Here is a 24,885-nt window from a genome sequence, read left to right as displayed (position 1 = left end):
CGATGTTGCGCCGATCACACTTCCCCGATAATTAGCCGACAAAAGCGGCGAACGTGCAGGTATTTTTAACACATGGAAATTCCCGGGGAACATCTGTCCGTCATCTCGGTCGGCTACAAAGAGTGATATTCGCGACGCACGTCAGAAGCGTGCAAAAACGCGACATTTTTAGTTGATCTCAGGCCCCTCACGCCCTAAAGTTCGCGCCGAACGTCCATGCTGGAAACGATCCATCCGGCTCAAGTACTGACGACGAGACAGCAAGGCCAAGGGCAAAAACGCCCGTGGCCTTTTTGCTTTCGGCGACATGCCTTGGGAAGTAGGCGAACCAAAGTGGGGATACGGAGGGCGTTCATTTGCACCCATTGTTTTTACGAGTTTGCCCATAGGAGCTCCCAGCATGTCGATCCAGGTCGAAGACTATTTCGCGCGCGAAACCTTTCAGAAAATGAAGGCGTTCGCCGACAAACAGGAAACCCCGTTCGTGGTGATCGACACCGCGATGATCAGCCAGGCCTATGACGACCTGCGCGCCGGTTTCGAATTCGCCAAGGTCTACTACGCGGTCAAGGCCAACCCGGCTGTCGAGATCATCGACCTGCTCAAAGAGAAAGGCTCGAGCTTCGACATCGCCTCCATCTATGAGCTGGACAAAGTGCTGAGCCGTGGCGTCAGCCCGGATCAGATCAGCTACGGCAACACCATCAAGAAATCCAAGGACATCCGCTACTTCTTTGAGAAGGGCGTGCGCCTGTTCGCCACCGACTCCGAAGCCGACCTGCGTAACATTGCCAAGGCCGCGCCGGGTTCGAAAGTCTATGTGCGCATCCTGACTGAAGGCTCGACCACCGCTGACTGGCCGCTGTCGCGCAAATTCGGTTGCCAGACCGACATGGCCATGGACCTGCTGATCCTCGCCCGCGACCTGGGCCTGGTGCCTTACGGCATCTCCTTCCACGTTGGTTCGCAGCAGCGGGATATCAGCGTCTGGGACGCAGCGATCGCCAAGGTCAAAGTGATCTTCGAGCGTCTGAAAGAAGAAGACGGCATCCACTTGAAGCTGATCAACATGGGCGGCGGCTTCCCGGCCAACTACATCACCCGCACCAACAGCCTGGAAACCTACGCCGAAGAGATCATCCGCTTCCTGAAGGAAGACTTCGGTGATGACCTGCCGGAAATCATTCTGGAGCCGGGCCGTTCGTTGATCGCCAACGCCGGTATTCTGGTCAGCGAAGTGGTGCTGGTTGCGCGTAAATCCCGCACCGCCGTCGAGCGTTGGGTGTATACCGATGTAGGCAAGTTCTCCGGCCTGATCGAAACCATGGACGAAGCGATCAAGTTCCCGATCTGGACCGAGAAGAAAGGCGAGATGGAAGAAGTGGTCATCGCCGGCCCGACCTGCGACAGCGCCGACATCATGTACGAGAACTACAAATATGGCCTGCCGCTGAACCTGGCCATTGGTGATCGTCTGTACTGGCTGTCGACCGGTGCGTACACCACCAGTTACAGCGCCGTCGAATTCAATGGCTTCCCGCCGCTGAAATCGTTTTACGTGTAAGCGCTGAAGCCATAATGCAAAAAGCCCATGACGTGTCATGGGCTTTTTTGTATGTCGATGCAATCCATTGTGGGAGCGGGCTTGCTCGCGAATGCGGTGGGCCAGTGCGGATGATGATGACTGACACAACGCCTTCGCGAGCAAGCCCGCCTCCACAGGGGTTATGCAGTGCGGCTTAACTCATCGGCGCGAAGCTGATATCTGGATGCCATCCCCCGGATTCCGGGATCTGTCGCACTTAACAGTGCCTGACTCGCCACCCGCAGAAAATTCAGATTGCCGCCGGCCAAAGCTTTCTCAAGCCAATCGACCGCCCCATCAATCCGCCCCTCGCCCGCCAAAACTGCAGCAAAACTGAACTGCCCACGAAAATCCCCAGCCTCAGCCGAACGTCGATACCAATCACGCGCTGCCACAGGATCCGCCGGGCACACCTGCCCTTCTTCCAGATAGCGCCCCAGCAAATTCATCGATTTCGCATGGCCCAATTCAGCCGCGCGCCGATACAGCGCCAACGCCTGTTGATGATCCACCGCCACGCCCCGCCCGGTGGCGAGCAGATTGGCGAGGTTGTACATCGCCCAATCCAGTCCGGCTTGCGCCGCGATCCGATAGTGCTGTGCGGCAATCGCCGCATCTGCCGAACACCCCCAGCCATGCTCATGACAACGCCCGAGCATGTTGCGCGCCATCAAATGCCCGCGCCCGGCGGCGATGCCGAACCAGCGCAGCGCCAGCGGCTGATCCTGCGCGATGCCCTGTCCATCCAGAAGAATCTGTCCAAGCAACGCCTGCGCTTCAACTTCGCCCTCACCCGCCGCGAGCAAAATCGCTTGCGCGGCACGGGCCGGACTTTCGCCGAGCATGGCGCTAAGTTGTTCGCCGCTGAGGATTTCCTCGCGACGCAGCAGGAAACTCATACCTCGACCCAGCGCCGCAGCAGGTTGTGATACGTACCGGTGAGGCGGATCAGCGAAGGATGATCAGGCATGTCTTGAGTCAGTTGCTGAATCGCCCCGTCCATCTCGAACAACAACGCGCGCTGACTGTCTTCGCGCACCAGGCTTTGCGTCCAGAAGAACGACGCATAACGCGCACCCCGCGTGACCGCGTTGACCTTGTGCAGGCTGGTTCCGGGATAGAGCACCATGTCGCCGGCGGGCAGTTTCACCCGTTGCGTGCCGAAGGTGTCCTGAATCTCCAGCTCGCCGCCGTCGTAATCCTCGGGTTCGCTGAAAAACAGTGTGGCCGACAGATCGGTGCGCACCCGCTCGATGCTGCCTTTGGGCTGGCGCACGGCGTTGTCGATGTGAAAGTCGAAACTGCCGCCCGCCGTGTAGCAGTTGAGTAACGGCGGGAATACTTTGTGCGGCAGCGCGGCCGACATGAACAGCGGATTTTTCCACAGTCGTTCGAGCATCGCTGCGCCGATTTCCTTGGCCAGTGGATGGCCTTCAGGCAATTGCAGATTGTGCTTGGCCTTGGCCGACTGGTAGCCGGCGGTGATCTTGCCATCAGCCCAATCCGCCTGCTCCAGCGCCTCGCGGATGCGCTGCACTTCTTCTTTGGCGAACAGGCCGGGGATGTGCAGCAGCATGGTGATCGTACCTGATGGTAAAGGGGTGCCAATGGTATTGATTCTTATTGGCCGTGTAAAACCCGCACGACGGATGAATCGGCAAAAACCGTAAGGTTAAATTGTAAAGAATGTAAATTCGTCGCGAATAACAATGTTTCGCAATTGATACGAATACCTGTTTACCCTATATTCCGCGACCTCAAATCCTTGGGGAGGGGAATAAAAATGTCACGTCAACAGGTTCAATTGCCGGTCAGTTCACCACGTCTGCTCGCGTCGGCCATTGGTGTCGCCATCACCGCCGGCTCCGCTGGCCAGATGGTCTTCGCCGCGGAAAAGACCGATAGCAAAGCCTCTGGCAATGCCATCGCCCTGGACGCCACCGCCATCACCGGCGAAGCGCAGGACTCGACGTCCTACCAGGTCGAAAAAGCCTCCTCGCCCAAGTACACCGCGCCGCTGGTCGACACGCCGCGCTCGGTCACCGTCATCCCGCAACAAGTGCTCAAAGACACCGGCGCCCTGAACATGCAGGACGCGCTGCGCACCGTGCCGGGCATCACCTTCGGCGCCGGTGAAGGCGGCAACCCGCAGGGTGACCGTCCGTTCATTCGTGGCTTCGACGCCCAGGGTGACACCTACCTCGACGGCGTGCGCGACACCGGTTCGCAGAGCCGCGAAATCTTCGCCGTGGAAAACATCGAAGTCAGCAAGGGCCCGAACTCGGCCATCGGCGGTCGCGGCGCAGCCGGCGGCAGCATCAATCTGGTGAGCAAGAAAGCGCACCTGGGCAACTCGTTCGACGGTGGTTTCACCTGGGGCTCCGACCAGACCCAGCGCTACACCCTCGACGGCAACTACCAGTTCAGCGACACCGCTGCTGGCCGTCTGAACCTGATGAGCCACGAGAGCAACGTCGCCGGTCGCGACAAAGTCGATTACGACCGCTGGGGCATCGCGCCTTCCCTGGCGTTTGGCCTGGGCACCGACACCCGCGTCAACCTCGATTACTACCATCTGGAAAGCAACGACACCCCGGACTCGGGCATTCCCTACACCATCCCGGCCGGTGGTTCGGCGGCACGCACCAAGTCCAACCCGGACAAGCCATACGCCGGTGGTGATCACAGCAACTTCTACGGTCTGGATCGCGACTTCCGCAAGGGCCGCACCGACACCGCGACCTTCGCCATCGAGCATGACCTGAGCGACTCGCTGACCATCAAGAACACCCTGCGCCACGGCACCAGCATGCAGGATTACATCCTCACCCAGCCGGACGACAGCAAGGGCAACGTCAACAATGGCAGCGTCTGGCGCCGTGCCAACACGCGGGTGAGCAACACCGAGACCACCACCAACCAGACTGACCTGTTCGGCAACTTCTACGTCGCCGGTTTCAAGAACAGCTTCTCCACCGGTGTCGAATACACCCGCGAGGAAGGCCAGAAGTCCTCGTACAACGTCAACACCGACACCACGCCGCGCACCACTAACGTGGCAGCAAGCAGCAACTGCACCCCGTCGATGATCGGCGCGTCCAGCGGCTACAACTGCACCTCGCTGTCGAACCCGACCCCGAACGATCCGTGGAACGGCGCGATCTCGCGCAACTACGCCGGCACCGACACCAAGGCCAATACTTACGCGCTGTATGCGTTCGACACCCTGGAGTTGTCCGAGCAGTGGCTGGTGAACATGGGGCTGCGTTACGACCACTTCGACACCGATTACAAGACCTACAACAACGCCGGCACCACCACCTCCAAGGGTGATGACACCAGCGAATTCGTCACCGGTCAGTTCGGCGTGGTCTACAAACCGGCACCGAACGGCAGCATCTACGCCTCCTACGCGACCTCCGCGACGCCACCTGGCAACACCCTCGGTGAAGGCCAGGAAGGCAACCCGCTGGGCGGCACCCCGGATCGCAATGGCAACCTGCTCAAGAGCGACATGGAACCGGAAACCACCAAGAACTACGAAATCGGCACCAAGTGGGATCTGTTGAACGATCGCCTGTCGCTGACCGCTGACCTGTTCCGCACCGAGAAAGAAAACGCTCGCGTGCAAGTCGACACCACCTCCTACGAGAATGCCGGCAAGACCCGCGTGCAAGGTATCGAGCTGTCGGCCAGCGGCAAGATCACCGACAAGTGGCAAGTGTTCGCCGGCTACGCGTTCATGGACAGCGAACAAGTCGACGGCGGCCCGATGGGCAGGGCCAACGACGGCAACGAACTGCCGAACACGCCGAAAAACAGCGCCAGTCTGTGGACCACTTATCAGGTCACACCGAAGCTGACCCTCGGTGGCGGCGCGTTCTACGTCGACGACGTCTACGGCAGTGTAGCGAACACCACGATGGTCGATTCCTATGTACGTTACGACGCGATGGCCGCCTACAAGCTGAGCAAGAACGTCGACCTGCAACTCAACGTGCAGAACCTGACCAATGAAACCTACTACGACAAAGCCTTCTCGACCCACTTCGCCAACCAGGCGGCGGGCCGTACGGCACTGTTGAGCACCAACTTCCACTTCTGATTGATGCGGTAAATGTGGGAGCGGGCTTGCTCGCGAAGGCGATGTGTCAGTGAAACAGATATCGACTGACACGACGCATTCGCGAGCAAGCCCCCTCCCACAGTTAATGCAATCAGCAGATCCGGCCCCGTTCATTAGATTGAACGGGGCCTTTGTGCGTAATCAAAGAAGCTCTCGACAACCCACGGCATAATGCGCGCCGTGATGACAATTTTCGAACGGACAAGGCGAGCGACGTGTTGAAGAAAACCCTGTTCCAGTTGCACTGGTTTTTCGGCATCACTGCCGGGCTGGTGCTGGCCCTGATGGGCATTACCGGTGCCGCCTATTCGTTCCAGGACGAAATCCTGCGGGCGCTGAACCCGTCGGTGTTGCAAGTGGAAAAACAGGTCGCTGGCGTCCTGCCTCCAGTCGAGCTGGTGGAACACATCGAAGCGAGCTCCGGCAAGAAAGTCGCGATGCTCTGGGTCGAGACCGACAGCGGCAACGCCGCACGCGTCTACTTCACCCCGCCCAAAGGCGAACGTCGTGGCGAGATGCGCTACTTCGATCCGTACACCGGCGAGTTCATGGGCGACGCGGTTGGCCAGGATTTCTTCGGCCTGATGCTGCAACTGCACCGCTTCCTCGCCATGGGCGATACCGGGCGCAACATCACTGGCGCCTGCACCCTGATCCTGGTGTTCTTCTGCCTCTCCGGGCTGTACCTGCGCTGGCCACGACAGTGGAACAGCTGGCGCGTGTGGCTGACCCTCGACTGGAAGAAAAAGGGCCGCAGCTTCAATTGGGATCTGCACTCGGTGGCCGGCACCTGGTGTTTGCTGGTGTATCTGCTGCTGGCGTTGACCGGGTTGTCCTGGTCGTACGAGTGGTACAACAAAGGCCTGACCCGACTGCTTTCCGACGCGCCGCAAAACGAGCGCGTGCGCGGCGGTCGCGGGCCGGCGCCGGAAGGCCCGGCACCGACGGCCGACTACGCGGCGATGTGGAGCAGCATCTACAGCGCTGCCGGCCCGGGCCTGTCGGCTTACAACATCCGCATGCCGCCAGTGGCCGGGCAGCCGGCGACCGTGTTCTACCTGCTCGACAGCTCGCCGCATGATCGCGCGCTGAACCAGATCACCCTCGACCCGGCCACGGGCGTGGTCAAACGTGTCGACCGCTACGCCGACAAGAGCTTCAAGGCGCAGCTGTTGACCAGCATTTACGCGCTGCACGTCGGCAGTTATTTCGGTCTGGTCGGACGAATCATTGTCACCCTCGCCGCCGTGTGCATGCCGCTGTTTTTCATCACCGGATGGCTGCTGTATCTGGATCGCCGGCGCAAGAAAAAACAGATTCAGGACGCGCGCAAAGGTCTTCAGGCACCGGCCGCTGATGCACCGGCATGGCTAGTGGGTTTCGCCAGCCAGAGCGGTTTTGCCGAACAACTGGCGTGGCAGACCGCCGGACAATTGCAGGCCGCCGGGTTGCCGGTGAAGGTGCAGCCGCTGGCGAACGTCAGCGCGCAGGATCTGCGTGAGTCGAATAACGCGCTGTTCGTGGTCAGCACGTTCGGCGACGGCGAAGCACCGGACAGCGCCCGCGGTTTCGAGCGCAAAGTGCTGAGCAACGCCGCCAGCTTCGACGGCCTGAACTATGCGGTGCTGGGCCTCGGCGACCGCCAGTACCAGAATTTCTGCGGTTTCGCCCGACGCCTGCATCAGTGGTTGGGCGAGCACGGCGGCAAGACCCTGTTCGCCCCGGTCGAAGTCGACAGCGGCGACCCCTACGCCCTGCGTCACTGGCAAACCCAGCTCGGACAGTTGACCGGGCAAGCGCCGGTCGACAGCTGGCAAGCGCCGAGCTACGACAACTGGACGCTGGTCAGCCGCGAACTGATGAACCCCGACAGCAGCGGCGCGCCGGTTTACCTGTTGGGCCTGAAGGCACCGAGCACCAGCAGCTGGCTGGCCGGCGACCTCGTGGAAGTGCTGCCGCGCAACTGCCCGTGGGCCATCGAACATTTCCTCGACGGCCTCGGCATTCGTGGTGAAACCACAGTGAAGGTCAACGGCCTCGAAGAACCACTGGAAATCGCCCTCGCCAGCCGCCAGTTACCCGAACATCGCGCGCATCTGGTCGGCCTGCACGCGCAAGCGCTGGTCGATGCGATGGTGCCGCTGGCCATGCGCGAATACTCGATCGCCTCGATTGCCGCCGACGGCGTGCTGGAACTGATCGTGCGTCAGGAACAACACAGCGACGGCAGCCTGGGCATCGGCTCCGGCTGGCTGACCGAGCATGCGCCCGTGGGTGGCAGCATCAGCCTGCGCGTGCGGCGCAACAGTGGCTTCCACTTGCCGAACGAAGCGGTGCCGATGATTCTGCTGGGCAACGGCACGGGGCTGGCCGGGCTGCGCAGCCTGCTCAAAGCACGCATCGCCGACGGTCAGCAGCGTCACTGGCTGCTGTTCGGTGAGCGCAATCGCCAGCACGACTTCCTTTGCCGTGCAGAGCTGGAGGAGTGGTTGATCAATGGCGATCTGGCGCGACTCGATCTGGCGTTTTCGCGGGATCAGGCGCAAAAGATTTACGTCCAGGATCGCCTGCGCGAATCTGCTGACGAACTGAAAAAATGGCTGGCTGACGGCGCAGTGATCTACATCTGCGGCAGCCTGCAGGGCATGGCCGCCGGCGTCGATCAGGCACTCAACGACATCCTCGGCACCGCCGAAGTCGAACGTCTGATCGAACAGGGCCGCTATCGCCGCGACGTTTACTGACTCATCCAAAGATCCCCTCACCCTAACCCTCTCCCGGAGGGAGAGGGGACTGATCGGGGGATGGCGGATAAATACACCGACCTGAAGGTGATTCACCGAATCCATAATCGGCTCGGTCTTTCAGGTCGATGTACAACTCGATACAACTCCGTAGGCTCCCTCTCCCTCCGGGAGAGGGCTGGGGTGAGGGTCCTCGTCTACAGTGAGATTTCCAGCCACTTCACAAGGATCGTGAAGCATGCAAAATCGCCTCACTCTCGCTCAGTTCGCCCGCCAGTTACGCGCCAACCAAACCGATTGCGAACAATTACTCTGGCAAAAACTTCGTTCACGCCAAATCGCCAATCTGAAATTCCGCAGGCAGTTTCCATGTCCGCCCTATGTCCTGGATTTTTACTGCGTAGAGTTGAAACTGGCGATTGAGCTGGATGGGGGTCAACACTATGAAATAGCGGGCTTGATCCACGATCAACGTCGGACGCTTTTCCTGGAACGTCAGGGCATTGAAGTTATGCGGTTCAGTAATCTTGAAGTGATGCAGCAGATGGAAAATGTACTGGAGCAAATCACAAGAATTGCCGCGAAGCGAAAAATGCCCTCACCCTCCAAGCGGTCCGACGTTTCGGGAGGGCCGGGGTGAGGGTTGTTTTTGATCTTCAAACTGGCTGCAATTTCTGCTCGAAAACCGCTACCCCATTCAAATCCCGCAACACCACGCTCATCTCCCCGCTCTGCCCTTCGATGTTCACCTCACCAAAGAACTGAAACCCGGCAAACGGCGAAGCGTTCTGGGTCGGCGGGGCCTTCTGGAACACCACTTCCGGGCCGAAGGTCTTGTCCAGCGGATTAGGCCCGAAACTCCCGGCATTCAATGGCCCGGCGACAAATTCCCAGAACGGTTCGAAATCCTGAAACGCCGCGCGGTCCGGGTGGTAGTGGTGCGCTGCGCAGTAGTGCACGTCCGCCGTCAGAAACACGAAATTGCGCACCTGCTGCGCCCGCAGGAAACCCAGCAACTCGGCGACTTCCAGCTCACGTCCCTGCGCCGGGCCGGGATCACCGTTGGCCACGGCCTCCCAGCGCGCCACGCCCGGGCTGACTTCACCGTCGGGCACACCGAGGCCGATCGGCATGTCGGCGGCGATCACCTTCCACTGCGCCTTGGAGTGTTTCAGCCCACGCTTGAGCCAGTCCAGTTGCTCACGCCCGAGGAACGGTTTGGCCGCGCCGAGGTTGTCGTCGTTGGCCCCGCGATAGCTGCGCATGTCGAGCACGAACACATCGAGCATCGGCCCGTAACCGAGCTTGCGATAAATCCGTCCGCCGCCATCGGCCGCCTGCAGGCGCATCGGCGAATATTCCAGCCAGGCCTTGCGCGCGCGGCCGACCAGGGTGTGGATATCTTTTTCCTGATAACGCTCGTCGAGCTGCTTGCCCGGCGACCAGTTGTTGACCACTTCGTGGTCGTCCCACTGCCAGAACTGCGGGACTTCGGCGTTGAAGCGGCGGATGTTTTCGTCCATCAGGTTGTAGCGGTAGTTGCCGCGATAATCGTCAAGGGTCTGCGCGACTTTGCTCTTGGCTTCGGTGGTGAGGTTGCGCCAGATCCGCCCACCTTCGGTGGTCAGTTGCGCCGGCACCGGGCCGTCGGCGTAGATGGTGTCGCCGCTGTGGATAAAGAAGTCCGGCAGGCGCAGGCGCATGGATTCGTAGATGCGCATGCCGCCGATGTCCGGGTTGATGCCAAAGCCCTGGCCGACGGTGTCGCCACTCCAGACGAAACGGATATTGCGTCGCGCTTTCGGAGCGCTGCGCAAATGGCCGAGCCACGGCTCGCTGGCGACGCCGGATTGTGCGTCCTTGAAATACACCCGATAGAAAATCGCCTGATCGGCGGGCAGACCGGTGAGTTCGACACGGGCGGTGAAGTCAGTGCGCGCATCGGCCAGTGGCGAGACTACACGGCGCGGGTGACGAAACTGACTGCGGGTGTCCCACTCGACCACCATCCGCGCCGGACGGTCGCTGCGGCTCCAGATCATCGCGCGGTCGCCTTGCAGGTCGCCGGACTGCACGCCGTCGGTGAGTTGCGGCCGATCCTTGACCGACGCGATCACCGCCGGCGCCAGCCCCGGCATCAGCAGCCCGGCACCGACAACCTGCATCACCCGTCGGCGCCCCGGATTGAAATCGCTCATGCTGTTCTCCCTGGAAAAAGGAAAACTTAAGCACGGGATGATGAATCCGGCATGACAGCACATCCCCCCTGTGGGAGCGGGCTTGCTCGCGAAAGCGGTGTGTCAGTTCAAGAAATATCGACTGACATGACGCCTTCGCGAGCAAGCCCGCTCCCACAGGGGTATTGCAGTGTCAGGCTTTGGCGGGTTCCAGCGCCAACTCAACGGCTCCCGGGCGCTTGACCGTCGCATAGACAACGGCCGTCAACAAACTCCCCGCGACAATCGCCAGCAGATACAGCAACGCATGATTGATCGCATTGGGGATCGCCAGCACAAACAAGCCACCGTGCGGCGCCATCAGTTTGCAGCCGAAGTACATCGACAACGCGCCGGTCAACGCACCACCGGCGATGCTCGCCGGAATCACCCGCAGCGGGTCTTTCGCGGCAAACGGAATCGCCCCTTCGGAGATGAAGCACAGCCCCAGCACCAGCGCCGCTTTACCGGCCTCGCGCTCGGTCTGGGCGAACTTGCGGCGGGCGATGAACGTGGCAATGCCCAGCCCGATTGGCGGCACCATCCCGGCGGCCATGGTCGCGGCCATCGGTGCGTAACTCTGCGAAGCCAGCAGCCCCACCGAGAACGCATACGCGGCTTTGTTGATCGGCCCGCCGAGGTCGACGCACATCATGCCGCCGAGCAACACGCCGAGCAGAATCGCGTTGGTGGTGCCCATGCTGTCGAGAAAATGCGTCAGTGCCGCGAGCATCCCCGCGACCGGTTTACCGACCACGTAGATCATCACCAGACCGGTGATCAGGCTGGCGAACAACGGAATGATCAGAATCGGTTTCAGCGCTTCGAGGCTCTGCGGCAATGCCACATAACGACTGATGGCCTTGGCCGCATAACCGGCGATAAACCCGGCGACGATCCCGCCGATAAACCCTGCCCCCAGCGTGCTGGCGAGCAAGCCACCAATCATCCCCGGCGCCAGGCCCGGGCGGTCGGCGATCGAGTAGGCGATGTAACCGGCGAGCAGCGGCACCATCAGCTTGAACGCGGTTTCGCCGCCGATCTGCATCAGCGCTGCCGCCAGCGTGCCTTCTTCCTTGAACGCGGTGATGCCGAAGACGAACGACAGCGCGATCATCAGACCACCGGCCACCACCATCGGCAGCATGAACGAAACACCGGTCAGCAGGTGTTTGTAGACCCCGGTTTTCTCTTGCTTGGCCGGCGCCTTGCCGTCGCTCGCAGCGCTCTCAACCTGAGCTTCGGCGAGGGCTTTTTTCAGTGTCGCTTCGGATTGCTTCAAGGCAATCCCGGTGCCGCAGCGATAGATTTTCTTGCCGGCAAAACGCTCGGTGGCGACTTCGATGTCCGCCGCCAGCAACACCACGTCAGCCTCGGCAATCGCCGTTGCGCTGAGCGGGGTTTTCGCGCCGACCGAGCCTTGGGTTTCGACGTGCAGTTCATAGCCCAGGCGCTTGGCGGTTTGCTGCAACGCTTCGGCGGCCATGAAGGTGTGGGCGACGCCGGTCGGGCACGCGGTGATCGCGACGATGCGCGGCGCACGTTGCGCAGCGGCAACCGGGACGGCTTCGCTGGCGACGTAAATTTCGGCCTCTTCGGCACCGCGACGCAGCACCGCTTCGACATCCTGCAGCGCTTGCGCCGGGGCGATGCGAAACACGCGCTTGCCGACAAAACGCGTCATGTCGATGTCGCCGGTGGCCACCAGCAACACCCACTCCGCCGCCTCAATGGTGGCGGCCGACAATTCACGTTCCGGGTGCGCCGCATCGACCACTTCGACGCTGGTGCTCCAGCCCTGCCGTTGGGCCGCCGCATCGAGCAGACGGGCGCACAGCACACTGGTGACCATGCCGTTCGGGCAGGCCGTGACAATGGCTAATTTCATGACAAACCCTCTTATTGTTCTGTCAGGGGACGCACGCGTACGCCCTGTTCGAGCTGCGCCAGTTGCGCCGCATCGTTGATGCCGAAACCGATCTGCGTCACCGCCATCGCGGCAATCGCCGTGGCCGTGCGCAGGGTCTGCTCGGGAGTATCGGCACTGAGCAAACCGTGGAGCATGCCGGCCAGCAGCGAATCGCCGGCACCCACCGTACTGGCGACCGTGACCCTGGGCGGCGTGGCATGCAGCGCCGAGCCGACACTGAACCAGTTCACACCGTCAGCGCCGTGGGAAATCACCACGTGCTCGATACCCTTGGCGTGCAGGCACGCCGCTGCCTGCGCTTCGGCCGCGTGCGAAACCACATCGCAATCGAGCGCATCGGCGAGTTCTTCGGTGTTCGGCTTGATCAGCCACGGGCGCGCTTCAATGGCCGCGCGCAAGGCTTCGCCACTGCTGTCGAGGGCGACTTTCAGGCCGAGACCGTTCAGGCGTTCGATCAACTCGCGCAACCACTGCGCGCTGACGCCACGCGGTAGACTGCCGGCGACCACCACCGCGTCATGCCCCGGGGCGATCTGCAGCAGACGCTCAAGCAGCGCCTGCTGCGCCGCCGCGTCGACCACCGGCCCCGGGCCGTTAATGTCGGTGATGCGCCCGTCGTGCTCGGCGACCTTGATGTTGCTGCGCGTCTCCCCCGGCACGCGGATGAACGCGTCGACAAAGCCGCGCTTGGCGAACAGGGTTTCGAAGGCTTGCAGATTGTCTTCGCCGAGAAAGCCGCTGACCGTCAGTTGATGCCCGAGGTCTGCGAGTACCTGGGCGACGTTCACGCCTTTGCCGGCGGCGTGGGTGTGCATCTCGTCGCTGCGGTTGACCTGACCGGCCTCCAGGCGTGGCAGCTCGACCGTGAGGTCCAGCGCCGGGTTGAGGGTCAGGGTGAGAATCTTGGCCATTACAGGGCCTCCACTAATGCACGCACTTCGTTCGCGCTGCCCACGGTCAGGGCTTGTTGAGCAAGGGTTTGCGCCTGGGTCAGGCTGAGCTCGCGGATGCGCGCCTTGACCTCGGCGATGCTGCGACCGGACACGCTCAGTTCATCGACGCCAAGGCCGACCAGCACCGGCACCGCCAGCGGATCCGCCGCCAGTTCGCCGCACACACCGACCCACTTGCCATGGGCATGCGCGGCACGCACGGTGATGTCGATCAGTTGCAGCACCGCCGGGTGCAGGCCATCGGCCTGGGCCGAAAGTGTCGGGTGACCACGGTCGATGGCCAGGGTGTATTGCGTCAGGTCGTTGGTACCGACGCTGAAGAAGTCGACTTCCTTGGCCAATACCGGCGCCAGCAAGGCCGCTGACGGTACTTCGATCATGATCCCCAGTTGCAAGTCCGCGACCGGGATTTCCAGGCGCAGGCGTTCGGTCATGTCGCGGGCCTGACGCCACTCTTCAACGCTGCCGACCATCGGGAACATGATCCGCAACGGCCGGTTATCCGCCGAACGCAGCAAGGCGCGCAACTGCGCTTCCATGACCTGCGGACGCTGCAAGGTCAGGCGAATGCCGCGCACGCCGAGGAACGGGTTTTCTTCTTTGGCGATCGGCCAATACGGCAGCGGTTTGTCGCCGCCGACATCAAGGGTGCGCACCACCAGCGGCCGCCCGGCGAGGCCGTCGAGAACGCGACGGTATTCGGCCTCTTGAGTGGCTTCGTCCGGCGCCTGCGGGTGGGCCATGAAAATCAGTTCGGTGCGCAGCAGGCCGATACCTTCGGCGCCCTGCTCGACCGCAGCGGTAACCCCGGCGCTTTCACCGATATTGGCGAACACTTCCACGGCATGACCGTCAGTGGTGTGCGCCGGTTGATGACGTTGTTCGGCGGCGGCCTTGAGGCGCTGCTCGCGGGTGTCGCGTTCTTCGACGGCACGTTGCAGGGTCGCGGCATCGGCGTCGACGTGCAGGCGACCGCGCTGGCCGTCGAGCAGCAACGGCGTGCCCGGTTCCAGCAGCAACACCGCAGCGCCCGCCCCCACCAGCGCAGGAATCCCGAGAGCACGGGCGACGATTGCACTGTGCGCGGTGGCGCCGCCGCGAGCGGTGAGAATCCCGGCCACACGGGCCGGATCGAGTCGCGCCACATCGGACGGGCCGACTTCATCCATCACCAGAATGTACGGTTGCTCGGGCTCGTTCGGCGTCTGCACGCCACAGAGTTGCGCCAGCACCCGGCGACCGATGTCCCGCAAATCCGCCGCCCGCTCGGCGAGCAACGCGTCCTGCAGCGATTCCTGTTGTTTGGCCGCCGCTTCGATCACCGCCATCCACGCCGCTTCGGCACTTTCACCTTGCTTGAGGCGGGTGTCGACTTCGTCGGTCAGTTCCGGGTCGTCGAGCATTTCCTGGTGGGTGATGAAGATCTCGCGAATGGCCTTGGCCTTGCTGCGTTCGATCAGGCCCTGAATGTCACTGCGCACATCGCTCAGCGCTTGCTTGAGGCGCTCGCGTTCAATGGCGGCGGACTCGCCGCGCAACGGGTAATCGATCGCCTGCTGCACCTGAATATGCGCAGGCCCAATGGCGATGCCCGGTGCCGCCGGGATCGCCTGCAACTGCGCGCCGGATGCCGGAGCGATCAGCACTTCGGCGATATCGGCGATGACTTCGCGTTGCTGGCTCACGGCCGGCAGCGGTTCGACTTCTTCGCCGAGGCCTTCTTCGATAGCGGCCAGCAACGCCGGCAAGGCATCAGCGGCGATGCTCGGCTCGGCGATCAACTCCAGCACCTGACCGCGACGGGCGCCGAGGCTCAGCAGTTTGCTCAGGCTTTTCACCGACACGGCACTGTCCGCGCTGTCGACGATGCGCACGCGGATTTCACCGTCAAAACTCTTCGCCAGTTGCGCAAGGATCTTCGCCGGACGTGCGTGCAGACCGTGGGCGTTGGCCAGGGCAATACGGGCGCTCGGCCAGTCGGCGGGCAGTTCGCCACCGAGCACTTCGAGGACTTTGCGACTGCTGGTGGCGCGGCCCAGTTCATGGCCGCGCCCTTCGATGAGCAGCGCACACAGACGTTCGAGCAGCGCCTGATGCGCCTCACCCAAACTGGCCAGACAGAACAGACCGCTGAGCGGCTGGCCGAGGTAACGCATCGGTTTGTCCGGGGTGACGAACGCCAGGCCCGGGCGCTTCACGGTTTGCTCGCTGTGCAGCCACCACAGGCCATCACCCAGCGGCAGCGCTTCGACTTGTTGCAGCACACCGGCAAAACCGTTGCTCACACAATCGGCCTGACGCAGCAGACGCGCACCACGCCAGACCAGTTCTTCGAAATCGTCAGCCGACACGCCGAGGCCGATCATCTGCGCATCCAGCGCCAGCTCCTGTGGCGCGCCTTGCAGCAGTTTCAGCAACGCTTCCGGCGAGCTGGCGCGGCGCAGGGCCTGGCCCAGATCGGTCTCGCCGAGGGCGCGGGTCAGCAGTTGCAACAGACGCAGGTGTTCGTCGGATTTGGCGGCGATGCCGATCGCCAGATAAACGATCTGACCATCGCCCCAATCCACGCCCTCGGGAAACTGCATCAGCCGGACGCCGGTGGCGAATACCTGATCGCGGGTCTCGGGTGTGCCGTGGGGAATGGCAATACCCTGGCCGAGAAAGGTCGAGCCCTGGGCTTCCCGGGCCTGCAAGCCGGCGAGGTAGCCATCGGCGACCAGGCCATCGGCCACCAGATGATTGGCGAGTAATTGCAGGGCGGCGGGTTTATCCACAGCCGATTGGCCCATGGATATCTGCTCTATAGTGAGCTCGAGCATGCGATCTCCTTTTTGGCACATGGATGCGCCAGGATATTGTTTTGAATGGTCACAGCTTAGGCGCTGGTCAGCCTGCTTTTCAGCGGCAGTTTTGGCGGTTTCACGGCAGAACCGGCCAAAGGCGTCTAAAACGTAGAAAATACGCTTGCTGAAACGTTTAATCTAGATTGATCGGCACGTTACTCGATAATGTCTCATCCTTGAAGTCCAACTTGTCGGATGCGCTGCGACAATAGTCGTCTGCCCGAATCGGGTAGGATTGGCGAAAATGTGGCGGCAAGCTCGAAAAAACAAGGAAATCCCGGGTTGAAACTCAGTGATATCGCGCGGTTGGCCGGAGTGTCCGTGACCACCGCCAGCTACGTCATCAACGACAAGGCCGAACAGCAACGCATCAGCAACGCCACGGTCGAGCGGGTGCGTGCGGTCGTCGAACAGCACGGCTTCACCCCCAATCCACAAGCGGCGGGGTTGCGCAGTCGGCACACCCGCACGTTGGGTTTTATTCTGCCGGATCTGGAAAACCCCAGTTACGCGCGGATCGCCAAACTGCTCGAGCAAGGCGCGCGGGCGCGGGGTTATCAGTTGCTGATTGCCAGCTCCGACGATGCGCCGGACAGCGAGCGCCAGTTGCTGCAACTGTTCAAGGCGCGCCGCTGCGATGCGCTGATCGTCGCCAGTTGCCTGCCGGCCGGTGACGACAGCTATCACCAGTTGCAGGCCAAGGGTTTGCCGATCATCGCCATCGACCGGGTCATGGACCCCGAGCACTTCTGCTCGGTGATCAGTGACGACCGCGAAGCCAGTCTGCACCTGACCCAAAGCCTGCTCGATCCGCAGCCGAAACAGATCGTGCTGCTCGGCGCGCGTCCGGAGCTGAGCATCAGTCAGGAACGTGCTGCCGGCTTCAAGCAGGCACTGGTCGACTTCAAAGGCGAAGTGCTGATCGAGCACGCCGAGTCCTTCAGCCGTGAATGCGGCAAGCAATTGATGGAAGAACTCCTGCAACGTCTGGGGCATTTGCCGGATGCGCTGGTAACGACTTCCTACGTGCTGCTGCAGGGCGTGTTCGATGCGCTGCATGACTTCCCGCTCAAATCCCGCCCGCTGCGCCTGGGCACCTTCGGTGACACGCAGTTGCTCGACTTCCTGCCGCTGCCGGTCAACGCCATGGCCCAGCAGCACCAGTTGATCGCCGACAAGGCGCTGGAACTGGCGCTGGCCGCCGTCGAGCAATCGCAATACAAGCCTGGCGTGCAGGCCATCGCGCGGACCTTCAAGCAGCGCATTCACCGGGACTGAGCCGTGGAGCTGATCGACAGCCACACCCACCTCGACTTCCCCGACTTCGACGCCGATCGCTCAGCGTTGCTCGCCGAAAGCCGCGCCCTCGGGGTGCGGCGGATGGTGGTGCTGGGGGTTTATCAGGGCAATTGGCAGCGGGTTTGGGATCTGGTGCAGAGCGATGCCGACTTGTACGCAGCATTCGGTCTGCATCCGGTGTACCTCGATCAGCATCAACCCGAAGATCTACACGCACTCGGCGACTGGCTGACGCGGCTGCGCGGCCATCGACAGTTGTGCGCAGTGGGCGAGATCGGTCTGGATTACTTCATCGAGACCCTCGACCGCGAACGCCAGCAGGCGCTGTTCGAGGCGCAGCTGCAACTGGCGGCAGATTTTGAACTGCCGGCGTTGATCCACGTCCGCCGCAGCCACGCGGCGGTGATCGCCACGCTCAAACGCTTCAAGCTCAAACGCGCCGGGATCATCCACGCCTTCGCCGGTAGCCGCGAAGAAGCACGCGAATACATCAAGCTCGGTTTCAAACTGGGGCTGGGTGGTGCGCCGACCTGGCCACAGGCGTTGCGCATGCATCGGGTGCTGGCAGAGTTGCCGCTGGACTCGATCGTGCTCGAAACCGATTCTCCGGACATGGCGCCGGCGATGTATCCAGGTGTGCGCAACACTCCCGCGCACCTGCCGGCGATTTGCGAGGCGCTGGCCCAACTGATGAATATCAGCCCACAACAACTGGCTGCCGCCAGTACCGCCAACAGTTGTGAAATCTTCGGCTGGTAATCCATAACCCCTGTGGGAGCGGGCTTGCTCGCGAAAGCGGGGTGCCAGTCGGCATAGTCGTTGACTGATACACCGCTTTCGCGAGCAAGCCCGCTCCCACATTTCGATCTGCGGGTGTCAGACGCGGAACGCGCTGATCAGTTGCTTGAGTTCCACCACCTGCGCCGACAGCGCCCGGCTGGCGTCCTCGGTCTGGTGCGCGCCCTGGGCCGTGCGCTCGCCGGCGCGGTTGATCTCGACGATGTTCTGGTCGATGTCATGGGCCACGGCGGTCTGTTGCTCCACGGCAGCAGCGATCTGCTGGTTCTGATCAACGATCATGCCTACCGCGCCGAGGATGTTTTCCAACGCCTGCTGGACCTTTTCCGACTGCCCGACCGTGCCGTTGGCCATCTGATGGCTGACACCCATGGCTTTCACCGCCGCGCCGACGCCGCCATGCAGTTTGGCGATCATCTGCTCGATTTCTTCGGTCGATTGTTGGGTGCGTTTGGCCAAGGTGCGCACTTCATCCGCCACCACCGCAAATCCTCGGCCCTGCTCGCCGGCGCGAGCCGCTTCGATGGCAGCGTTGAGCGCCAGCAGGTTGGTCTGCTCGGCAATGCTCTTGATCACTTCCAGCACGCGGCTGATCGACTGGCTGTCGCTGGCCAACTGGTTGATCACGAGCACCGATTGATCGATCTCGCTGGCCAGCGCGGTAATGCTGCCCTGCTGCGCCTCGACCAGCCCGCGACCGCTAATGGTCTCATCGTTGACGCTGTGCGCGCTGCTCACCGCTGCCGCCGCGCTGCGTGCAACTTCCAGCGAGGTCGCCGACATCTGGTTCATCGCCGTCGCCACTTGCTCGATCTGCGTGCGCTGCCCGGCCACTGCCTGATTGCTTTGCGCAGACACGGTTTCCACCTGCCCGGCCTGGCGCTCGACCTCAGCCACGGTCTGCCCGACCCGCTCGATCAGGTCGTGGATTTTCCTCACGGTGCCGTTGAACACCTCCCCCAGCTCACCCAATTCATCGCGGCTGTTGGCCTTGAAATTGACCGTCATATCGCCAGCCGCGACCTTGTCCATCATCGCGCCCAGGCGCTTGAGCGTGGTGCGGGTCGAGGCGTAGAAACCACCGTAGAGATAGAAAATCAGCACAAACACCACCGCCAGCGCCACCGCCTGCAACACCATGTGCGTGCGGTTTTGCGCCAGGCGCTGCTGCAATTGGGTATCGAGGAATTTCAGCGTCGCGTCGTTGAGTTGATAGGTCGTGTCCATCAGCGCGGTGACCTGGTCATAGAACGCTTGCCATGGGGTATCGAGGGTCTCGGCCATCACGACTTTCGCTTCAAACAGTTCGCTGGTCTGTTTGAGCGAAGTCTTGCTGCTGTCGGCCGGCGCGCTGAGGCTGGCGCGCGCGGCTTTGCTGGAGTCGAGGGCGTCCTGCAATTTCAACGCGTATTCGGCCTGGAGCTTTTCGATCTGCGCCAGCAACTCGTCGAAACGGCTGCTCGACGAACTGTTGAGAAAGCCTTGCCCCAACGAATACGAACCGATGGCCCGACCCTCGCCCAAGGTCTGAGTCACGGCCGGGGTGATATGGGTGAGCAGCTCGCTGAGCTGGCGGATGTCGCTCTGGTTGTCGCGGCTAAGACCGGCCTGACTGGTGACGATCTGGCTGAAGATCTGCGCGTTGCCGAGCAGCTTGCCGATCATCGCGCTTTTGCTTTGCAGGGAGCTTTCCGCCTGCTGGGCCTTGAACGCGCTGATCATTTCATCGCGTTTGCCGTCGAACAGTTTGATCTGCTCGGGATCGTCGGTCATCGCCTGCAGACCCTGCAGACGCGCCAGCACGGTTTGCTCTAGGCTGCTGATCTGCGCTTCGAGGTTGTCGGCTTTGCCGGACTGGCCGAGGGTGACGTTGATCTGCACCAGATTGTTCAGCGTCTCCAGATCCCGGCGCAGGCTCAGGCTGCTACCCAGCAGATCGAGACTCTGCAATTCGACCCGGGTGCCCTGGAACTCGCGATAGGAATCGCGCACCAGATAGAAATTGGTCACCAGCATCGGTACCAGGAACAGCACGCTGATCAGGCTGAACTTCATGCCGAAGCTCAGACGGTTCATCAGCGAGACGGCGGGATAGAGCAAGCTCTTCACTGGAAGTCTCCCTTGGTTTTTCTTGTTTTTATTGGCAGGCGCAGGGCGACAGCAGATAGCCACTATCGGGCGCTGTCTCTGTATAGCTCAAATCGGCGGGAGGTTTTGTAACTTAAGGTTAACGACTATCTGGGGCAGATCGCTCACCTTGTGGCGAGGGAGCTTGCTCCCGCTCGGCTGCGCAGCAGACGCAAATCGCTTGGATGCGTCGTTTATGATGAACAGCGAGGGCGGCTTCGCCACCCAGCGGGAGCAAGCTCCCTCGCCACAATGAATTTCACCGAGGGTTCAGTGGATCAGCACTGTCCACAAGGCAAACCCGGCATACCACAGCACCGCCGCGCGCAGCAGCAGTTCCCACAGGCAATCGAGGGTGTTGATGCCCTCAGGGCCGACCACCGGCGGCGGGATCTCAGCGGCTGCCAGCCCGACCTTGTTGATCAGTTGCGCGGCGCTGATGTTCCAGTTCAGCAGTTCGTGCAACATCACCCGGCTGACCGCGACGAAGTTGCCGACCAGTGCAAGGCTGGCAGCCAGCAGGCGCACCGGCAACCAGTCAAAAGCGTGACGTAACTGGCCGGCACGTTCGGCGAGCGCCGGGTTCTGGCTGTTTTCTTCAGCCAATGCCAGCAAGCGATAAGCCAGCGCCGCCACCGGACCGAGCACGAAGTACCAGAAAATCACCGCGAAGAAGCTCTGATAGGCCTGCCACAACAGGTGACCCTGAACCCGGTCCAGCAACTGCTCGCCGCTGTCGGCGCAGATGTTCAGATCACGCTTGGCCACATGCGCGGCCGCTTGCAGGTCTTCACGACGCCAGGCGTCACGAAACGGCCCGAGGCCGCCGAGCAGATCACCGCGCCCCAAAGCGTAAATCACCACCAGCAAATGCACCGGCAAGGCCAGCAAACCGTACGCCACGGGCTCCAGCACCAGCAGCAACAAGCCGAGCAGTGCCACCGGCAGCAATACCAGAATCGTCAGCACCAGCCATGGTCGATTCGACAACCGTTGGCTGCTTTCGAGTTTGTGCAGTTCGCGGATCCATCCGCCATCGCGTTGAACCCGATGGCGCAGGGCCGAGAATTTCTCGATCCAGACCGCCAGCAGTAACACCAGAAAACTCATTGTCCTTCCTCTTGTGCCAGGGCTGCGCGGTAACGCGCCCAGTCGAATGCCGGGCCAGGATCGGTCTTGCGCCCGGGTGCGATGTCGCTGTGCCCGCAGATACGGGCGCCGGTGATAGCCGGAAATGCTGTTTGCAGCTGACGCGTCAACGTGATCAGCGCCTGATACTGCGCATCGGTAAAGGGCAGATCATCAGTGCCTTCGAGCTCGATACCCACGGAAAAATCGTTACAGGTTTCCCGGCCTTCGAACATCGACACGCCCGCATGCCACGCCCGCTCAAGACAGGAGACAAACTGGGTGACCTTGCCGTCACGTTCGATCAGAAAATGCGCCGAGACGCGCAGGTCGGCGATCCCTGCAAAATAGGGATGCTCGGTGACATCCAGACGATTCTGGAAAAATTCCTGCACCTTGCCCGTGGCGAACTGCGCCGGCGGCAGGCTGATGTTGTGGATCACCAACAGGGAAATTTCGCCCGCCGGGCGTTCATTGAAGTTGGGCGATGGGCAGACCTGCACCCCGTGACACCACCCGCTAGCGGGATCCAACTGCATACCGATTCCTTCAACGCCGACTGTGTTGGCGCCCAGTATGCCGTGATCGGCCCCCGGCGCGCGATCACTTGCCGCGATTGAGTCGCCGCAGATTGCCGAGCACCGACTCCAGCGCCCGGTCGAACAGCAAGGTGTCATCCAGTGCCCGCACCGCGCCACGGCGAAACTCAAGGGCCAGGTCGACGCGGCTGCGCTCCAGCACTTTCATCCCGGTACGGTCGACAAACACGTATTTGCCGGTAGCTTCGATAATCGCGGCCAGCTTGCAGCGCAGGCTATGCTCGTCGTCTTCCTGGAACGCGACCCAACTGCCCAGGCGCAGTTGCTCCAACTGACGCAACCCCGGGTCGTCATGCGCCAGGCCACTGGCATTCAAGCCGATCGCGCCCTCATCAGCGCTGCGCAGGGTAATGTGCTGCGACACCTCCACCAGCGCCGGCGCATCGGCCGGCGGGTGCTCGGTTGAGGGTTCAAGCACCCGCACATGCAGCGCTTCCAGCTCGCTGAAAAATTCGCTGGTGGCGAACGGATCGAACGCCGAACTGCTCAGGCCATCACGCAATGATTTGAGCAAACCGGGCACCAGCGCCAGCAACTGCAAACCGGCGTCCGCCTCGTCGTGACGCTGCACGCTCCAGATCAATTGCTCCATGGTCTGCACATCGGCCTGCCACTCAGCGCAGTGGTCGCCATGTTTGAGGCAGGTCAGCAGCAGCACTTTGCTCCAAGCATCACGCACAAACGTCACCACCGACGGCGGCAGGACTTTACCCAGCAACGCCTGATTCAGCACCTGCTCGACTCGTTGCCGGGCCAGTTCGGTTTTCGCCCGTCCTTCTTCGGCATCGCGCAAACGCTGTTCGAGCAATTCGCTGCGCCGCCGCTCGTCACTGGTGAACGCCAGGAAATCGGCGAGCAGCTCGGAGAAAATCGCCGGGTCGTCGACGAAGTCGCTCAACAGGCGCTGCACCACTTGTTCGATGCGCAGATACAGGCTGTCGCGCGCTTCGCCATTGCAGTCGCCCCAACCCATGGCGGCATCGGCGATTTCATTGAGCAGCCGCCGCGCCGGGTGGCTGCTGCGGCTGAAGAAACTTTTGTCGAGCACCGCCACCTTGAGCATCGGGATCTGTAATCGAGCGATCAATGCCTTGAGCGAATCCGGCAGGTTACGGTCCTCGAGGATGCAGTCGAAGACCATGGCGATCAGGTTGATCACGTCTTCATCCGCGCCGTCGACGATGCGCGATTTGCCGCTTCTGACGCTGACCCGCGTCAGCAACTGCTCAAGCTGATTGCGCAGATCGAAATCGTCCTGCGCCGCCAGCGCCGGCACATACTGCTGCAAGTGTGAAAGCAGGCGCAGCAGATCGCGGGTGCTAATCGGTAGCGCCGCCGCACTCGGCTCCAGGGTCGGCGCGACGCTGCCGCGCACGTGCAGCAGCAGTTCCTGCAACGCGGCGAAGACTTCCTGCACGCTTTCGTCGGCGGGCGCGGGTTCGTCACTTTCTTCGCTGCTGATGCTTGCCGCCGCACGCTCGATCGCGCGGCGTGCGGGTGCCGGTTTTAACTCAGGCAAGACGCCAGTGGCGACCAGCAATTGATTGGCTTCGGCATACAATTGCTCGGTATCGGCCAGCACATAGCGTTCGAACAGCTTGAGCAGGATCAGCTTGACCTTGATCTCCACGCCCAGGTTACGTCCGGCCTGCAGAAAGAACTCGCAGAGCATCGCCGGGCCGAGCGGGTTGTGCTGGTTATCGAAATCCTTGCCCAGCAACACGTTGAGTCGCGCGGTCAGCTGATCGAGAGCGAAGCCGTCGCGCTTGAGCACCCGGCCGACCATGGTTTCGACTGCCACGCTGCGCTCCATGTCATCGGTACGCGGTGCCGAATCCTCGAATATCAGCGCGCCGGGCAATGTGGGAGGTACGGCGTCGTATTGAATCAGCGCGACAAAGGCTTCGAAGAATTGCTCGAGAAAACCGCGTTCGATGTTTTTGCGTTTGAGGCGCAGGTCGCGCATGGCTTCGAAAAAGATGTTCTGTTCGACGTCATTGCGCGCCCGGTCGGCCATTTCGAACAGGGTGTCGTCGGCGTTATCGAACAACTCCTGCAAACCGTGGCGCAGTTGCTGGGCAGCCTTGTCGCGAACCTGAAGCAGAATCACAGGCAGGCGGGCGAGCGGCGAGTGATTCGCCTGATCAGTAGCAGCCTTGTGCAAAGGCACTACATTCCCGTCGTTGTGCATCCAAGCCTCCTGAAACGGTGATTCCACTGGGCAGTTAGCGCGCAATTCCCTGTGGGAGCGGGCTTGCTCGCGAAAGCGGTGTGTCGTTCGCCAAAACTGTCACTGACAAACCGCTTTCGCGAGCAAGCCCGCTCCCACATCGGCGTCAAAGCCATGACGTCAAATGCAAGGCGGATTATCTTGCAAAACTTGTCCCCGGCGCTATAGCCGTCAGGGTTTCCCCTATGCCCGCGACACCTTCCAGTGACCACGAAAAACGGCGCTTTGCTCACAGAAAATCGACCAGTTGCAGTCAGGCACGCGCGTTCTCGCCTTGGGTTGGCTCCTGCCATGCCCCTATAATCGG

The 24,885-nt window shown here is 61.8% G+C and carries 16 protein-coding genes; 6 read left to right on the top strand and 10 right to left on the bottom strand.

Annotated elements, in window-relative coordinates:
* Nucleotides 1-400 precede the first annotated feature (400 nt).
* Nucleotides 401-1,564, top strand: a complete 1,164-nt coding sequence (locus ACS4NR_RS25900) for a type III PLP-dependent enzyme (RefSeq protein WP_115987595.1) — start codon at nt 401-403, stop codon at nt 1,562-1,564.
* A 161-nt stretch (nt 1,565-1,725) separates the two neighbouring features.
* On the opposite strand, the gene ACS4NR_RS25895 is transcribed toward ACS4NR_RS25900, so the two are convergent.
* On the bottom strand, nt 1,726-2,484 hold the full coding sequence (locus tag ACS4NR_RS25895) for a tetratricopeptide repeat protein (protein ID WP_456018675.1): 759 nt from the start codon (nt 2,482-2,484) through the stop codon (nt 1,726-1,728).
* A complete protein-coding gene (locus tag ACS4NR_RS25890) occupies nt 2,481-3,161 on the bottom strand; it encodes a Fe2+-dependent dioxygenase (protein WP_095139806.1) in 681 nt (226 codons plus the stop codon). Before ACS4NR_RS25890 ends, ACS4NR_RS25895 begins: the two co-directional genes overlap by 4 nt.
* Before the next feature lie 207 nt (nt 3,162-3,368).
* Between ACS4NR_RS25890 and ACS4NR_RS25885 the strand changes: the two genes are divergently transcribed.
* The 3 genes from ACS4NR_RS25885 to ACS4NR_RS25875 all read left to right on the top strand — a co-directional run bounded on the left by ACS4NR_RS25885 (nt 3,369) and on the right by ACS4NR_RS25875 (nt 9,095).
* The gene (locus tag ACS4NR_RS25885) at nt 3,369-5,690 is read left to right on the top strand and encodes a TonB-dependent receptor (RefSeq protein WP_456018674.1); all 2,322 of its coding nucleotides are present in this window, start codon (nt 3,369-3,371) and stop codon (nt 5,688-5,690) included.
* 236 nt (nt 5,691-5,926) lie between these two features.
* Nucleotides 5,927-8,455: a PepSY domain-containing protein gene (locus tag ACS4NR_RS25880; protein WP_456018673.1), complete on the top strand. Its 2,529-nt coding sequence runs from the start codon at nt 5,927-5,929 to the stop codon at nt 8,453-8,455.
* A 238-nt stretch (nt 8,456-8,693) separates the two neighbouring features.
* The gene (locus ACS4NR_RS25875) at nt 8,694-9,095 is read left to right on the top strand and encodes an endonuclease domain-containing protein (protein WP_456018672.1); all 402 of its coding nucleotides are present in this window, start codon (nt 8,694-8,696) and stop codon (nt 9,093-9,095) included.
* A 16-nt stretch (nt 9,096-9,111) separates the two neighbouring features.
* Here ACS4NR_RS25875 and ACS4NR_RS25870 read toward each other — a convergent pair whose 3' ends face one another.
* The 4 genes from ACS4NR_RS25870 to ptsP all read right to left on the bottom strand — a co-directional run bounded on the left by ACS4NR_RS25870 (nt 9,112) and on the right by ptsP (nt 16,373).
* Nucleotides 9,112-10,653: an alkaline phosphatase D family protein gene (locus tag ACS4NR_RS25870; RefSeq protein ID WP_456018671.1), complete on the bottom strand. Its 1,542-nt coding sequence runs from the start codon at nt 10,651-10,653 to the stop codon at nt 9,112-9,114.
* Nucleotides 10,654-10,825: 172 nt separating this feature from the next.
* The gene (locus tag ACS4NR_RS25865) at nt 10,826-12,559 is read right to left on the bottom strand and encodes a PTS fructose-like transporter subunit IIB (RefSeq protein ID WP_456018670.1); all 1,734 of its coding nucleotides are present in this window, start codon (nt 12,557-12,559) and stop codon (nt 10,826-10,828) included.
* Nucleotides 12,560-12,570: 11 nt separating this feature from the next.
* The gene (pfkB, locus tag ACS4NR_RS25860) at nt 12,571-13,512 is read right to left on the bottom strand and encodes a 1-phosphofructokinase (protein WP_115987605.1); all 942 of its coding nucleotides are present in this window, start codon (nt 13,510-13,512) and stop codon (nt 12,571-12,573) included.
* Nucleotides 13,512-16,373, bottom strand: a complete 2,862-nt coding sequence (gene ptsP, locus ACS4NR_RS25855) for a phosphoenolpyruvate--protein phosphotransferase (RefSeq protein ID WP_456018669.1) — start codon at nt 16,371-16,373, stop codon at nt 13,512-13,514. The genes pfkB and ptsP overlap by 1 nt, the downstream gene beginning before the upstream one ends.
* 306 nt (nt 16,374-16,679) lie before the next feature.
* On the opposite strand from ptsP, the gene cra reads away from it, so the two are divergent.
* Both cra and ACS4NR_RS25845 read left to right on the top strand, forming a co-directional pair.
* A complete protein-coding gene (gene cra / locus ACS4NR_RS25850; RefSeq protein ID WP_456018668.1) occupies nt 16,680-17,675 on the top strand; it encodes a catabolite repressor/activator in 996 nt (331 codons plus the stop codon).
* A 3-nt stretch (nt 17,676-17,678) separates the two neighbouring features.
* Nucleotides 17,679-18,455, top strand: a complete 777-nt coding sequence (locus ACS4NR_RS25845) for a TatD family hydrolase (protein WP_095139813.1) — start codon at nt 17,679-17,681, stop codon at nt 18,453-18,455.
* A 117-nt stretch (nt 18,456-18,572) separates the two neighbouring features.
* Here the strand turns inward: ACS4NR_RS25845 and ACS4NR_RS25840 are convergent, their stop codons facing one another.
* The 4 genes from ACS4NR_RS25840 to ACS4NR_RS25825 all read right to left on the bottom strand — a co-directional run bounded on the left by ACS4NR_RS25840 (nt 18,573) and on the right by ACS4NR_RS25825 (nt 24,539).
* Nucleotides 18,573-19,277 carry a methyl-accepting chemotaxis protein gene (locus tag ACS4NR_RS25840; protein WP_456020410.1) on the bottom strand — a complete coding sequence of 235 codons (705 nt, stop codon included), beginning with the start codon at nt 19,275-19,277 and terminating at the stop codon, nt 18,573-18,575.
* Between the two features lie 1,614 nt (nt 19,278-20,891).
* Nucleotides 20,892-21,731, bottom strand: a complete 840-nt coding sequence (gene ampE, locus ACS4NR_RS25835; protein ID WP_456018667.1) for a regulatory signaling modulator protein AmpE — start codon at nt 21,729-21,731, stop codon at nt 20,892-20,894.
* Nucleotides 21,728-22,288 (bottom strand): 1,6-anhydro-N-acetylmuramyl-L-alanine amidase AmpD, encoded by a 561-nt coding sequence (ampD, locus tag ACS4NR_RS25830; protein ID WP_330207673.1) that lies wholly within the window; start codon nt 22,286-22,288, stop codon nt 21,728-21,730. The genes ampE and ampD overlap by 4 nt, the downstream gene beginning before the upstream one ends.
* Before the next feature lie 64 nt (nt 22,289-22,352).
* Complete coding sequence (locus ACS4NR_RS25825; RefSeq protein ID WP_456018666.1) at nt 22,353-24,539, bottom strand: DUF1631 domain-containing protein; 2,187 nt, start codon at nt 24,537-24,539, stop codon at nt 22,353-22,355.
* Between the last annotated feature and the right edge of the window lie 346 nt (nt 24,540-24,885).

This window comes from Pseudomonas sp. JQ36, assembly GCF_053851495.1.
This window is presented reverse-complemented; position numbering and strand designations above follow the sequence as displayed.

What these genes read in the sequence shown, in the direction of transcription:
- ACS4NR_RS25865 (WP_456018670.1), bottom strand. Translation starts at nt 12,559, where the DNA reads ATGAAATTAGCCATTGTCACGGCCTGCCCGAACGGCATGGTCACCAGT.
- ptsP (WP_456018669.1), bottom strand. Translation starts at nt 16,373, where the DNA reads ATGCTCGAGCTCACTATAGAGCAGATATCCATGGGCCAATCGGCTGTG.
- ACS4NR_RS25825 (WP_456018666.1), bottom strand. Translation starts at nt 24,539, where the DNA reads ATGCACAACGACGGGAATGTAGTGCCTTTGCACAAGGCTGCTACTGAT.
- pfkB (WP_115987605.1), bottom strand. Translation starts at nt 13,512, where the DNA reads ATGGCCAAGATTCTCACCCTGACCCTCAACCCGGCGCTGGACCTCACG.
- ACS4NR_RS25870 (WP_456018671.1), bottom strand. Translation starts at nt 10,653, where the DNA reads ATGAGCGATTTCAATCCGGGGCGCCGACGGGTGATGCAGGTTGTCGGT.
- ACS4NR_RS25895 (WP_456018675.1), bottom strand. Translation starts at nt 2,484, where the DNA reads ATGAGTTTCCTGCTGCGTCGCGAGGAAATCCTCAGCGGCGAACAACTT.
- ACS4NR_RS25840 (WP_456020410.1), bottom strand. Translation starts at nt 19,277, where the DNA reads ATGTCGGCGACCTCGCTGGAAGTTGCACGCAGCGCGGCGGCAGCGGTG.
- ampD (WP_330207673.1), bottom strand. Translation starts at nt 22,288, where the DNA reads ATGCAGTTGGATCCCGCTAGCGGGTGGTGTCACGGGGTGCAGGTCTGC.
- ACS4NR_RS25875 (WP_456018672.1), top strand. Translation starts at nt 8,694, where the DNA reads ATGCAAAATCGCCTCACTCTCGCTCAGTTCGCCCGCCAGTTACGCGCC.
- ACS4NR_RS25900 (WP_115987595.1), top strand. Translation starts at nt 401, where the DNA reads ATGTCGATCCAGGTCGAAGACTATTTCGCGCGCGAAACCTTTCAGAAA.
- ACS4NR_RS25890 (WP_095139806.1), bottom strand. Translation starts at nt 3,161, where the DNA reads ATGCTGCTGCACATCCCCGGCCTGTTCGCCAAAGAAGAAGTGCAGCGC.
- ACS4NR_RS25885 (WP_456018674.1), top strand. Translation starts at nt 3,369, where the DNA reads ATGTCACGTCAACAGGTTCAATTGCCGGTCAGTTCACCACGTCTGCTC.
- ampE (WP_456018667.1), bottom strand. Translation starts at nt 21,731, where the DNA reads ATGAGTTTTCTGGTGTTACTGCTGGCGGTCTGGATCGAGAAATTCTCG.